Origin of the sequence: Mycobacterium sp., assembly GCF_050701675.1 — a bacterium.
Classification (GTDB): Bacteria; Actinomycetota; Actinomycetes; order Mycobacteriales; family Mycobacteriaceae; genus Mycobacterium.
On the sequence record NZ_JBOGDD010000777.1, the window covers coordinates 1 to 12735 of the forward strand.

Here is a 12735-nt window from a genome sequence, read left to right on the forward strand (position 1 = left end):
TCGACGGCTCACCGTGGATCGGCAACATCGACCTGACGTTCCCGTATCTGGACACCGAGGCCACCCGCACCATCGGCGTCGTGCCCGGTTCGTGTGGGCACGCCAACTACACGCGCGAGCAGCTCACCGAGATCGTGGGCGCCTACTTCCCGCTCGGTTGGCAGATGGCGTGCCACGTGCAGGGCGACGCCGGGGTTGACACCATCCTCGACGTGTATGAGCAAGCGCTGCAGGCGAACCCGCGCGACGATCACCGGCTGCGGCTCGAACACGTCGGCGCCATCTCGAATGCGCAATTGCAGCGCGCCCACGCCATGGGCGTCACGTGCAGCATCTTCGTCGACCAGATTCACTACTGGGGGGACATCCTCGTCGACGGACTCTTCGGTGAAGAGCACGGATCGCGGTGGATGCCCGCCGGGTCGGCCGCGGCCACCGGGATGCGCATCTCGTTGCACAACGATCCGCCCGTCACGCCAGAGGAACCGCTGCGCAACATCAGCGTCGCCGCCACCCGCATCGCGCCAAGCGGAAAGGTGCTGGGTCCGGAGGAGCGGCTGACGGTCGAGCAGGCCATCCGCGCGCAGACGCTGGACGCGGCGTGGCAGTTGTTCTCCGACGACGTCATCGGCTCGCTGGAGGTGGGCAAGTACGCGGACCTCGTCGTGCTCTCCGCGGATCCGAGGTCGGTGCCCCCCGAGGACGTCGCGGACCTCGAGGTGCGCGCAACCTATCTCGCGGGGCGTCGCGTGTTTGCCAAATCTGACTGACGGCGGTCTTCGTCGTGGCACGCTCGTGTCATGTCCGACCTGGCTGATCCCCGATATCTCGACGAGCGCACGGCCCACTGGGCGCAGACCCAGCCCGACGCGGAAGCCGTTACCTATTTCGAGCGCACGTGGACGTGGGCGCAGTGGGACGACCGCATCCGTAGCCTCGCGGGCGCACTGGCCGAACGGGGCGTCAAGCGCGGCGACGTCGTCGCCTTCCTCGACAAGAACCATCCCGCGTGCCTGGAGCTGACGCTCGCCGCCGCCTCGCTCGGAGCGGCCAACGCGATCATCAACTTCAGGCTTGCCGCCGACGAAATGGATTACGTCATCAACGATTCCGGCGCCAAGCTGCTGGTCGTCGGTGCCGACCTCAAGCCGTCGATCGACAAGATCCGCGACAAGCTGGGAGCCGTCGAACACGTCGTCGAGCTGACCCCCAATGGGGACGACGGCGACGAGTACGAGGCGATGCTCGTAGCGGCGACGCCGGTCGACCGCTCGCCCGAGGTCGAATCGGGTGACGTCTGCATCATCATGTACTCGTCCGGCACCACGGGGCGGCCCAAGGGCGTGGCGCTGACGCAGGCGAATCTCATCGCGCACACGGTCAACGGGCAGGAGGGGTTCGAGTTCGACGAGGGTGACAAGAACATGGTGTCGATGCCCCTGTTCCACGTCGGCGGCTCGTCCTACGCCCAACTCGGTATTCACAACGGCGTACCGAGCATCGTGACGCGTGACGTCGACGGCGCAGCGCTCGCGGGGGCGATCCTCAAGGGCGCCAACCGTACGTTCCTGGTGCCCGCCGTATTGGCGAAGGTGCTGGATTCGGGGGAGGACGCCGTCAAGCTGTTCGGCGCACTCAAGACATACTCCTACGGCGCGTCCCCGATGCCGTTGCCGTTGCTGCGTGCCGCTCTGGAGGCTTGGCCGAACACCGACTTCATCCAGGCCTACGGGCTGACCGAACTGTGCGGTGTCATCAGTCACCTGTTGCCGGATGCGCATCGCGACACCGAGCATCCCGAGAGGCTCTCCAGCGCAGGGACGTTGGTGCCCAACGCCGAGGTGCGGGTGGTCGACCCCGACACGTGCGAGGAGGTGGCCGCCGGCGCGCAGGGCGAATTGTGGTTCCGGTCACCGCAATTGATGAAGGGCTACCTCAACCGCCCCGACGCGACGTCCGAGGCGATCACCTCCGACGGGTGGTTTCGCACCGGCGACATCGGCAGGGTCGACGAGGACGGCTACATCTTCGTCGAGGACCGGCTCAAGGACATGATCATCTCCGGCGGCGAGAACATCTACTCGATCGAAGTGGAGCGCGTGCTTGCCGAACACCCGGCAGTGGCGGAGGTGGCCGTGATCGGCGTCCCCGACGAGAAGTGGGGCGAGGCGGTCAAGGCGGTCGTCGCGCTCGAGGGCGAGGTCTCGGACAAGGACCTGATCGCTTGGGCGCGTGAGCATCTGGCCGCCTACAAGTGCCCGAAGACCGTCGACGTCGTCGACGCGCTGCCGCGCAACCCCACGGGCAAGATCATGAAGAAGGATCTGCGCAAGCCGTACTGGGAGGGGCGTGACCGCGCGACCGTCTGACGGGGGCAGGATGGACGCGTGACACCTGCCATCGACGACCTGCTCGACCGACTGCACGTAGTTGCTCTGCCGATGCGGGTTCGCTTCCGCGGCATCGACGTTCGCGAGGTCACGCTGTTCGACGGCCCGGCGGGATGGGGGGAGTTCGGCGCCTTCGTCGAGTACGGCCCCGCCGAGGCTGCGCACTGGCTGGCGTCGGGGATCGAGGCGGCGTACGTCGAGCCGCCGTCACCCCTGCGCGACTGGATCCCGATCAACGCGACGGTGCCCGCGGTGGCGGCTTCGCGGGTGCCCGAGGTGCTGGCCCGCTTTCCCGGCGCGCGGACGGCCAAGGTGAAGGTCGCCGAGCCGGGTCAGACGCTGGCCGACGACGTCGCCAGGGTGAACGCGGTTCGCGATTTGGTTCCCGTGGTGCGGGTGGACGCCAACGGCGGCTGGACCGTCGCCGAGGCGGCCGCCGCCTGCCTGGCGCTGACCGCCGACGGACCCTTGGAGTACGTCGAACAGCCCTGCGCGACGGTGCCGGAGCTGGCGGAGCTGCGCCGTCTCGTCGACGTGCCGGTGGCTGCGGACGAGAGCATCCGCAAGGCCGACGACCCGCTCCACGTCGTGCGCTCGAAGGCGGCCGACGTCGCGGTGGTGAAGGTCGCGCCGCTCGGCGGAGTGGCGCGGCTGCTGGACATCGCCCGGCAGATCGACATTCCCATCGTCGTGTCCAGCGCCCTGGATTCCGCCGTCGGGATGTCGAGGGGTCTGCTGGCCGCCGCGTGCCTACCCGAGCTTCGCCACGCCTGCGGGCTTGGCACTGGGGGACTCTTCGTCGAGGACGTCACCGAGCCGGTCGTGCCCGAGGACGGCAGGCTGCGGGTGGGTCCCGTCGTCCCCGACCCCGCCCGGCTGTCGGCACTGGCCGCCGCACCCGAGCGACGGGACTGGTGGATCGCGCGGATCAAGATCTGCCACCCATTGATCTTGTAACCGCGCGTTGGCACACTGAACCCTGGGAATTGACTGGGGGGTCAAAATGGGGGAATTTCGTGTCGGTCTGATGGACCCGATCATCGCGGCCCGGCCTGCGGTGGACAGCTTCACCAGGGCCTCGTATCTCAGTGCGGTCGCCAGTCGCGTCGACTCGTTCTGGGTGCCCGATCACCTGAACGCGCTGTTTCCGCGGTCGCTGTGGAAGCCGGCGTATTGCGGCGCTGCGAAGATCCTGCCGACTGCCGACGCATATTTGGAGCCGTGGACGATGCTCGGCCACCTCGCCGCGCGCAACCGCGTCGGCCGCCTGCGTCTCGGGGTCGGCGTCACCGACACCGGCCGGCGCAATCCGGCCGTCACCGCGCAGGCCGCCGCGACGCTGCAGCTGCTCACCAAGGGCCGGGCCATTCTCGGCATCGGCACCGGTGAGCGGGAGGGCAACGAGCCGTACGGCGTCGACTGGTCCAAGCCGGTCGCACGCTTCGAGGAGGCGATGGCCACGATCCGTGCGCTGTGGGACTCCAATGGTGAACTGGTCAACCGCGATTCGCCGTACTTCCCGCTGCGCAACGCGCTCTTCGACCTGCCGCCGTACAAGGGACGATGGCCGGAGATCTGGGTCGCCGCGCACGGGCCCCGCATGCTGCGCGCCGCCGGGCGCTACGCAGACGGGTACTTCCCTGGCTTTCCGCATTCGCCGCAGGAATACGCTCGACGGCTCGAGGTGGTCCGCACTGCCGCGTCGGACGCGGGCCGCGATCCCATGGCCATCACACCCGCAATGTGGATCCTCGTTGTGACGGGTCGCAGCCGCAGCGAGGTCGACGAGGCGCTGGAGTCGGAAGTGATCAGAGCGGGCGGACTGCTGGCGTCCGATGAGTTCTTCGCCGAGCACGGGGCGCAGCACCCCCTTGGCGTCGGTTTCGCGGGCGCGCAGGACATCCTGCCGCAGGACATGGACGAGCAGACCGCGTTGTCGCACGTCAAGGCCGTGCCGAAGGGTGTCGTTCGCGACATGGTCCTCAACGGTCCACCGGAGGAGGTCATCGAACAGGCCGCAGCGTGGCGTGACCACGGTGTTCGTTACCTGGTGCTGGCCAACGCGAGCGTCATGCAGCGCAGCTTGCGGACCGGGCTGGCCGCGATGCCGGCGTTCGCCAGGATCGTGCACCGGCTCAAGAAGCTGTGATGTCCTGATCCGAGGGGTGCATGGCATGGACGCCACGAGCCCGGCGGGCGACACTCGAACGTGTGAAGCGATCGGTGGTGCTCGTCGGGTTCCAGGGTGTACAGGCCCTAGACCTGGTCGGCCCGTTCGAGGCCTTCACCGGCGCCACGCTGTGCCTGGCGGGGCAGGGCCGTCACGACGATGGCTACGAGGTGACGATCGCCGCCGTCGACGGGCATTCCATCAGCACGGGCACCGGGCTGGAGATCGTGGCGAAACCGCTACCAGGCCCGGAGCAGGCATGCGACACCATCGTCCTGCCCGGTGGCTTCGGCACCGAGGCCGCGCGCCGCGACCAGGACCTCATCGGGTGGATCCAGGCGGCCGCGCCCAACGTCCGCCGGGTCGTGAGCGTGTGCACGGGCGCGTTCCTTGCCGCACAGGCGGGTCTGCTCGACGGTTGCCGCGCGACCACGCACTGGGCGTATGCCAGCCAGCTGGCAGCCGAATTCCCCGCTGTTACAGTCGATCCCGAGCCGATCTTCCTGCGGAGTTCGCCGAAGACGTGGACGGCGGCCGGTGTGACGGCGGGCATCGACCTCAGCTTGTCGCTCGTCGAGGACGACTACGGCACCGAGATCGCGCAGACGGTGGCCCGCTGGTTGGTGCTCTATCTGCGCAGGCCCGGCGGGCAGACGCAGTTCGCCGCGCCGGTGTGGATGCCGCGGGCCAAGCGCGCACCGATCCGGAGCGTGCAGGAGGCCATCGAAACCGAACCCGCTGGGCCACACAGCGTCTCCGATCTCGCCCGGCGTGCGGCCATGAGTCCCCGCCACTTCACCCGCGTGTTCACCGACGAGGTGGGTGAAGCGCCGGGGACGTACGTCGAGCGGGTGCGCACCGAAGCGGCGCGCAGGCAGCTCGAGGAGACCGACGACACCGTCACCGCCATCGCAGGGCGGTGCGGCTTCGGCACGGCGGAGACCATGCGGCGCAACTTCGTTCGACGCATGGGCATCTCGCCCGACCAGTACCGCAAGACCTTCGCCTAGAGGAGAGATCATGCAGATTGCCATCGTGCTGTACCCCGGCTTCACCGCCCTGGACTTCATCGGCCCCTACGAGGTGCTGCGCAACCTGCCCGACGCGGACGTCCGCTTCGTGTGGCACGAGCCGGGGCCCGTCACGGCGGACTCCGGCGCGCTCGTCGTCGGCGCCACCCACTCGTTCGACGAAACACCGTCGCCCGACGTCGTCCTGGTGCCGGGCGGCATGACGACCTTCGAGCACGCCCGCGACGAGAAGCTGCTCGCGTGGGTGCGGCAGGTCCACGGGACTGCGGCGTGGACGGCCTCGGTGTGCTCCGGATCGGTGATCCTGGCCGCCGCCGGTCTGCTCGAGGGCAAGCGTGCGACGTCGCACTGGATGGCCGTGCCGACGCTGAAGGCGTTCGGCGTGACACCGGTGAGCGACGAGCGGATCGTCTTCTCGGAGAGCTCGTCGGACAACAAGATCGTCACGGGTGCCGGCGTCTCCGCGGGCATCGACCTCGGAATGTGGCTGGCCGGCCAGATCGCTGGCGAGGCCAAGGCCATGGCCATCCAGTTGGCCATCGAATACGACCCGCAGCCGCCATTCGACTCCGGCCACCTGTCCAAGGCATCGGCGGCCACCAAGGCGTCTGCCGCCGCGATGTTGTCGAAGGACCTGTTGCAGCCTGCGCAGTTGAAGGCCACCACGCTGCTGCTGTGGGATCAGGCGATACGCGCGGCCCGCAGTCGCGGCAAGAAGCGTCGACCAGCAGGTTTCGCGCGCTAACGTGCGCTCCCGTCGCCGATTTCTGCACGAGGGTCGTCAATCGAGCCGGGGGAGGACCCTGACGCAGAACTCGCGGTCGCGCTGTCGCCGTTGGGACACCTCGGACCGCCCCAAGTAGGGTCGGCCGGGTGAATCTGGCGTACGACGACCGCGGGTCGGGGGACCCCGTCCTGTTCATCGCGGGCCAGGGGGGCGCAGGCCGAACGTGGCACCTGCATCAGGTTCCGGCGTTCCAGCGGGCCGGCTACCGGGTCATCACGTTCGACAATCGCGGCGTCGGCGCCACCGAGAAGGCCCAGGGCTTCACCACCGAGCAGGTGGTCTTCGACACCGCCAAGCTCATCGAGAAGCTCGACGCGGGCCCGGTCCGGATCGTCTCGGTGTCGATGGGATCGTTCATCGCCCAGGAGCTGATGCTGGCCAGGCCCGACCTGGTGACCGCGGCGGCGTTGATGGCCACCCGTGGCCGCGAGGACTACACCCGCGACTTCTTCCGCTCCGCGGAGTTCGAACTCCGTGAGGCAGGGATCGACCTCCCCCCGAAGTTCGGCGCGAAGGTGCGGCTGCTGGAGAACTTCTCGCCGAAGACCCTGAACGACGAGCAAGCCGTCCGCGATTGGATCGACATGTTCACCATGTGGCCGGTCAAGCCGACGCCCGGGCTGCGCAGCCAGCTCAGAATCTCGCCGGAGGGCAATCGGCTGCCCGCTTACCAGAACATCACGGCGCCGGTCATGGTGATCGGGTTCGCCGACGACCTGGTGCTCCCACCGCACCTCGGTCGGGAGGTCGCCGACGCCATTCCACAAGGCCGCTACCTGCAGATACCCGATACGGGGCACCTCGGATTCCTGGAGCGGCCCGACGTCGTCAACGCCGCCGTGCTCGAATTCTTCGGCGCAGGGGTATGACACAGTTGTTGACGTGGCGGAACGCTTGAACCCTTCGACGACGCAGGCGCGCATCGTCGTCGACGAACTCATTCGCGGTGGTGTCCGCGACGTCGTCCTGTGCCCGGGTTCTCGCAATGCACCGCTGGCGTTCGCTCTGCACGACGCCGACCGTGCCGGGCGTCTTCGGCTGCACGTCCGCATCGACGAGCGCACCGCCGGGTACCTGGCGATCGGGCTGGCCGTCGCTGCCGGCTCGCCGGTCTGTGTCGCCATGACGTCGGGTACGGCCGTGGCCAACCTGGGGCCCGCCGTCGCCGAGGCCAACTATGCCCGCGTGCCGTTGGTGGTGCTCAGCGCCAACCGGCCCTACGACCTGCTCGGCACCGGCGCCAACCAGACGATGGAGCAGCTCGGCTACTTCGGCGCCCAGGTCCGCGCCACCATCAGCCTCGGATTGGCCGAGGGGGCGTCGGAGAAGATGGCCGCCCTCAACGCGCAGTGGCGCTCGGCGACGTGCCGGGTTCTCGCGGCCGCCACGGGTTCTCGCACCGCCAACGCGGGGCCGGTGCAGTTCGACATACCGCTGCGCGAACCGTTGGTGCCCGGCGTGGACGGCACGGGTGACTACGCCCCGGCAGGCAGGCCCGACGGCCGACCGTGGACCTACTCGCCGCCGGTGACCTTCGATCAGCCGCTGGACATCGACCTCACCCCGGACACCGTCGTGATCGCCGGGCACGGCGCAGGCGTACACCCCAACCTGGCCGGGCTGCCGACCGTCGCCGAGCCGACCGCGCCGCCTGCAGCGAACCCGCTGCACCCGTTGGCGCTGTCGACGCTGCGGCCCCAGCAGGTCATCATGCTTGGCCGCCCGACGCTGCACCGCCCGGTATCGACGCTGTTGGCCGACCCGTCGGTGCCGGTCTTCGCGCTCACGACCGGCCCGCGCTGGCCGGACGTGTCCGGCAACTCGCAGGCCACCGGAACCCGCGCGGTGACCGCGGGGACGCCCGATCCGGCGTGGCTGCGCCGCTGCACCGACGCCAACGCCCACGCCGTCGAGGCGGTGCGCGTGCAACTGAAGGCGCATCCCCTGACGACGGGCCTGCACGTGGCGGCGGCGGTCGCCGACGAGCTGCGCGACGGTGATCAGCTGGTCCTGGGCGCGTCCAATCCCGTGCGCGACGCGGCGCTGGTCGGCCTGAACGCCAAGGGCATCCAGGTGCGCTCCAACCGCGGGGTCGCGGGGATCGACGGCACGGTGTCGACGGCGATCGGCGCAGCGCTGGCCCACGAGCGCTCCGGCGGTGACCACGTCCCGCGCACGATCGCACTGATCGGCGACCTGACCTTCGTCCACGACAGCTCCGGCCTGTTGATCGGACCCACCGAGCCGACGCCCAAGAGCCTCACCATCGTGGTGTCCAACGACAACGGTGGCGGCATCTTCGAGCTGCTCGAGCAGGGCGATCCGCGCTTCTCCGACGTGTCCTCACGCATCTTCGGAACCCCGCACGACGTCGACGTCGGCGCCCTGTGCCGCGCCTATCACGTGGACTCCCGTCAGGTCGAGATCGACGGTCTCCGCGAGGCGCTCCGCGAATCCTTCGACGGCATGCGGGTTCTGGAGGTGAAGGCCGACCGCTCGTCGCTACGGGCGTTGCACGCATCGATCAGGGCGGCGTTGTGAATGCCGTGATCAACGGCGCGATTCTGTGGTCGAAGGCCCTGTGGCAGAGCCTGATTCCCCATCTGTACGGCGACCCGAGCGAAACCCGGCCGCAACGGATCATCCGGCGGCTCAGGGTTGCCGTCGTCATCCTGGCCTGCCTGGTGTCCCTGCAATCGTTACTCCTGGTGCTCGGCGCCTGGCGCAACGATCATCAGATCGAATCCAACATGGGGGTCGCCGCCGCGGAGGTCCTCGACGCAGGCCCGCGACGTTCGACCATCGAGTTCGTCACGCCAGACCGGGTGACCTATCGACCGGAGCTCGGCGTGCTGTATCCGTCCGAATTGGATACGGGCATGCGGATTTACGTCGAATACGACAAGGACAACCCCGACCTCGTCCGAGTGCAGCACCGCAACGCGTCGCTGGCGATCATCCCCGCGGCGTCGATAGCGATCGTCGGATGGTTGGTGGCGGGCGCGGCGCTTGGCTTGCTGGCGTTCGTGCAGCGCCGGCTGGACCGTCAGGACTCCATCACCTTGGAAAGCCAGTCGTTGTCGTAGATGTCGACCTTCTCGCCTGCCGTGAGGTCGAAAATCGTTGGGGTGCCGGTGTTGACCGGATCGACCTCGTAGAGGAACTCGAAGTTCGTCGACTCCATGTCGGCCAGGTCGTCCTTGCTCTTCACGTTCGCGCCCTGCTCGATCACACGCGCCTGAAAGCCGGGAACGTCCGCCTTGCGGGCGAAGTCGGCCAGCTCCCCGTCATTCGGCCCTGGGCCGCCGGGCTCCTGGTTCGCCCATAGCTCTTCGACGAATCGCTGGAATTGACGTCCGGTGGTCGATTTCTTCGGCGCACCGCCGGGGGTGGCGGCCGCGAACAGGGCATTGGCGACCCGCCCCGAGTGCTCATCGGTGGATGGGGTGTCGAGGAACGTCAGGGGTCGGTAGGTGATCGCGAGCTGACCCGTGCCGATGTAGTAGGCGAACTCGTCGCCGAAGTCCTTCTGCAGCTCCGCGCAGTGCGTGCACTGCGGTTCGGTGTAGAGCTCCAATTGGACCGGGGCGTCCGCCAGACCGGCCCGGATGCCGTACTGGTCCTCGGTGACCTCGACCAGAGGTGGGTTGAGATCGCCAACGGCGGACCCGCTGATACCGCGCGAACACCCCGTCACCACCAGGAGAAGGGTCATCGTCAGCATCACGACCAATCGCGGTAGTCGCATCGTGGCCACCTCCCTCGGTCGGATTCTCGAACGAATCACAGTATGACTCTTTCCCTGCCATATCCCTGTTGGCAACCGTTCGGACAGGCGGTGCTGTCATGCTTTCGTCGTGCGCGTTGCGATCGTCGCAGAGTCATTCCTCCCGAATGTCAACGGTGTCACCAACTCGGTGCTTCGGGTGATCGAGCATCTCCGCCGCACGGGCCACGAAGTTCTCGTCATCGCCCCGGACACCCCGCGCGGCGAGCCACCCGCCGACCGGATTCACGACGGGGTCCGCGTCCACCGGGTGCCGTCGAAGATGTTCCCGAAGGTCACGTCGCTACCCCTCGGCGTGCCGCGGCCGCGGATGGTCGGCGTGCTGCGCGGATTCGGTCCGGACGTGGTGCACCTGGCGTCACCGGCGCTGCTCGGCTACGGCGGACTTCTCGCCGCCCGCCATCTGGACGTGCCGACGGTGGCCGTGTTCCAAACGGACGTCGCGGGTTTCGCGCAGAGCTACGGCGTCGGCGTGATGTCGCGGGCCGCCTGGGCGTGGACCCGGCACCTGCACGGCAAGGCCGACCGCACCCTGGCGCCATCGACGTCGGCGATGGAAGACCTTGTCGCCCATGATGTTCTACGCGTACACCGCTGGGGGCGCGGAGTCGACGTCACGGGTTACGTCCCGTCGGCACGCGATGAGTCACTGCGGGCGCGCTGGTCGCCGCCGGGTAGGCCGGTCGTCGGCTTCGTCGGCAGGCTGGCGCCGGAGAAACACGTCGAGAGGCTGGCGGTGCTGGCGGGCCGCAACGACCTGCAGGTGGTGATCGTCGGGGACGGCGTCGACCGGCAGAAGCTCGAAAGGCTCATGCCGTCAGCCGTTTTCACTGGCGCGCTCTACGGCCCCGCGCTGGCGACCGCATACGCGAGCATGGACGTCTTCGTCCACACCGGCGAGCACGAGACGTTCTGCCAGACCGTGCAGGAGGCCAAGGCCTCGGGCGTCCCGGTCATCGCTCCCAATGCCGGCGGGCCGCGAGACCTGATCGCCCCCATGCAGACTGGGCTGCTGCTCGACGTCGCCGACTTCGAGACGAGGCTGCCCACCGCCGTCGACCACCTGCTGGACGAGCGGCAGCGGTATTCGCTGGCCGCCCGTCGCAGCGTGCTCGCCACGACGTGGCCCGCGGTGTGCCAGCAGCTGCTCGTCCACTACGAGGCGGTGCTTGGCGAGCGTCGGGGCCGCGCGGCGGCCTGATCGCCGTCGGCGCGCGCCAGCTGCGGGATGAGCCCGCCGGCCAGCACGTACTGCACCTGGCGGGGTGAAAGTCGGTGTCGTGCTTGGAAGGACGACTTCTTCGTGACGTTCTCAACGGTGATCGGGTCGGTGCCGCCCAGTGCCTCGTAGAGGTTCGTCAGGGCGAGTGAGTCGCCCTGGTCGACGCCGTCGTAGTCGTCGCCGTCGATGAACTCCAGGGCCAGCACCCCGAAGTTCGCGAGGTTCTGCCAATGGATCCTGGCGAACGACTTCGCGATGACCGCACGCAGCCCGAGGTATCGAAGGGTGATCGCCGCGTGCTCCCGCGATGAGCCCTGGCCGTAGTTCTCCCCGCCCACCACGATGTGGCCCGTCTTCTCGGTCTCCAGTGCCCGGTCGGGGTAGGTCTCGTCGATCTGGGTGAAGCTGAACATGGCGAGCTTGGGGATGTTGGACCGGAAGGGCAGGGCCCGTGCGCCTGCGGGGGAGATCTCGTCGGTCGAGATGTTGTCGCCCACCTTGAGAAGTACGGGCGCCTCGAACTCGTCGAGCAGTGGTTCGAAGTCTGGCAGCCGGGAGATGTTGGGGCCCTTGATCGGTGTGATGCCGCTGGCCTCTTCGGGTTCGGTCGGCGGCACCAGCATTGCCGTGTTGATGCTGTTCTGCTCGGGGAGCTTCAGCGGCGGATAGCTCATGCCCTCGGCACGCGCCCAGTCCCGCGGATCGGTGATGACTCCGGTGAGGGCCGAGGCCGCGGCGGTCTCCGGCGAGCACAGCCAGACCTTGTCCTCCCTGGTGCCCGACCGGCCCGGGAAGTTCCGCGGCATCGTGCGCAGCGAGTTGTGCCCCGTGGCGGGGGCCTGGCCCATGCCGATGCAGCCCATGCATCCCGCCTGGTGAATCCTGGCGCCCGCGATCACCAGAGATGCCGTGGCACCCATCATCGTGAGGTCGGTCAGGATTTCGCGCGAGGTCGGGTTGACGTCGAAGCTGACGTCCGGTGGCGTCTGCCGCCCGTCGACCATCGCCGCGGCGATGGCGAAGTCGCGCAACCCCGGGTTGGCGCTGGAGCCGATGACCACCTGGGCGACCGGCTCGCCGGCCACCTCGCGCACGGGCACGACGTTGCCCGGCGACGAGGGTTTGGCGATCAGCGGCTCGATCTTCGACAGGTCGATGGTCTCCTCGACGTCGTAGCCGGCGCCGTCGTCGGCGGCCAACTCCACCCAGTCGTCCTCGCGGCCCTCGGCGCGCAGGAAGCCGCGTACGGCGTCGTCGCTGGGAAACACCGTCGTGGTGGCGCCGAGTTCGGCGCCCATGTTGGCGATGACGTGGCGGTCCATCGCGGTCAGGCTAGTGAGCCCGGGCC

12 protein-coding genes are annotated in these 12735 nt (G+C 68.5%); 10 read left to right on the forward strand and 2 right to left on the reverse strand.

What is annotated here, in order from left to right:
- The 9 genes from ACRDUX_RS23780 to ACRDUX_RS23820 all read left to right on the forward strand — a co-directional run.
- Positions 1-770: amidohydrolase (locus ACRDUX_RS23780; protein WP_526417125.1), on the forward strand; the 770-nt coding region annotated here is incomplete at its 5' end.
- Between the two features lie 30 nt (positions 771-800).
- A complete protein-coding gene (locus ACRDUX_RS23785) occupies positions 801-2369 on the forward strand; it encodes a long-chain-fatty-acid--CoA ligase (protein ID WP_526417127.1) in 1569 nt (522 codons plus the stop codon).
- A gap of 18 nt (positions 2370-2387) precedes the next feature.
- Positions 2388-3347 carry an o-succinylbenzoate synthase gene (locus ACRDUX_RS23790; RefSeq protein ID WP_526417129.1) on the forward strand — a complete coding sequence of 320 codons (960 nt, stop codon included), beginning with the start codon at positions 2388-2390 and terminating at the stop codon, positions 3345-3347.
- A gap of 46 nt (positions 3348-3393) precedes the next feature.
- The gene (locus tag ACRDUX_RS23795; RefSeq protein ID WP_526417131.1) at positions 3394-4539 is read left to right on the forward strand and encodes an LLM class flavin-dependent oxidoreductase; all 1146 of its coding nucleotides are present in this window, start codon (positions 3394-3396) and stop codon (positions 4537-4539) included.
- A gap of 20 nt (positions 4540-4559) precedes the next feature.
- The gene (locus tag ACRDUX_RS23800) at positions 4560-5570 is read left to right on the forward strand and encodes a GlxA family transcriptional regulator (protein ID WP_526417132.1); all 1011 of its coding nucleotides are present in this window, start codon (positions 4560-4562) and stop codon (positions 5568-5570) included.
- A 7-nt stretch (positions 5571-5577) separates the two neighbouring features.
- Positions 5578-6336 carry a DJ-1/PfpI family protein gene (locus ACRDUX_RS23805; RefSeq protein ID WP_526417144.1) on the forward strand — a complete coding sequence of 253 codons (759 nt, stop codon included), beginning with the start codon at positions 5578-5580 and terminating at the stop codon, positions 6334-6336.
- Positions 6337-6464: 128 nt separating this feature from the next.
- Positions 6465-7247 (forward strand): alpha/beta fold hydrolase, encoded by a 783-nt coding sequence (locus ACRDUX_RS23810; RefSeq protein WP_526417134.1) that lies wholly within the window; start codon positions 6465-6467, stop codon positions 7245-7247.
- A 25-nt stretch (positions 7248-7272) separates the two neighbouring features.
- A complete protein-coding gene (gene menD, locus ACRDUX_RS23815) occupies positions 7273-8919 on the forward strand; it encodes a 2-succinyl-5-enolpyruvyl-6-hydroxy-3-cyclohexene-1-carboxylic-acid synthase (RefSeq protein WP_526417146.1) in 1647 nt (548 codons plus the stop codon).
- Entirely contained in the window at positions 8916-9464 is a 549-nt protein-coding gene (locus tag ACRDUX_RS23820; protein ID WP_526417136.1) for a DUF3592 domain-containing protein, read from the forward strand. The genes menD and ACRDUX_RS23820 overlap by 4 nt, the downstream gene beginning before the upstream one ends.
- On the opposite strand, the gene ACRDUX_RS23825 is transcribed toward ACRDUX_RS23820, so the two are convergent.
- Positions 9425-10126 (reverse strand): DsbA family protein, encoded by a 702-nt coding sequence (locus ACRDUX_RS23825; RefSeq protein WP_526417138.1) that lies wholly within the window; start codon positions 10124-10126, stop codon positions 9425-9427. The two genes, ACRDUX_RS23820 and ACRDUX_RS23825, sit on opposite strands and share 40 nt — an antisense overlap.
- Positions 10127-10235: 109 nt before the next feature.
- Here ACRDUX_RS23825 and ACRDUX_RS23830 point away from each other — a divergent pair, with 109 nt between their 5' ends.
- Positions 10236-11366, forward strand: a complete 1131-nt coding sequence (locus tag ACRDUX_RS23830) for a glycosyltransferase family 4 protein (RefSeq protein WP_526417140.1) — start codon at positions 10236-10238, stop codon at positions 11364-11366.
- Here ACRDUX_RS23830 and ACRDUX_RS23835 read toward each other — a convergent pair.
- Positions 11321-12735: aconitase family protein (locus ACRDUX_RS23835; protein WP_526417142.1), on the reverse strand; the 1415-nt coding region annotated here is incomplete at its 5' end. The genes ACRDUX_RS23830 and ACRDUX_RS23835 overlap by 46 nt on opposite strands.

Coding starts and splice junctions, on each gene's coding strand:
- ACRDUX_RS23785 (WP_526417127.1), top strand. CDS start 801: ATGTCCGACCTGGCTGATCCCCGATATCTCGACGAGCGCACGGCCCAC.
- ACRDUX_RS23795 (WP_526417131.1), top strand. CDS start 3,394: ATGGGGGAATTTCGTGTCGGTCTGATGGACCCGATCATCGCGGCCCGG.
- ACRDUX_RS23800 (WP_526417132.1), top strand. CDS start 4,560: ATGGCATGGACGCCACGAGCCCGGCGGGCGACACTCGAACGTGTGAAG.
- ACRDUX_RS23825 (WP_526417138.1), bottom strand. CDS start 10,126: ATGCGACTACCGCGATTGGTCGTGATGCTGACGATGACCCTTCTCCTG.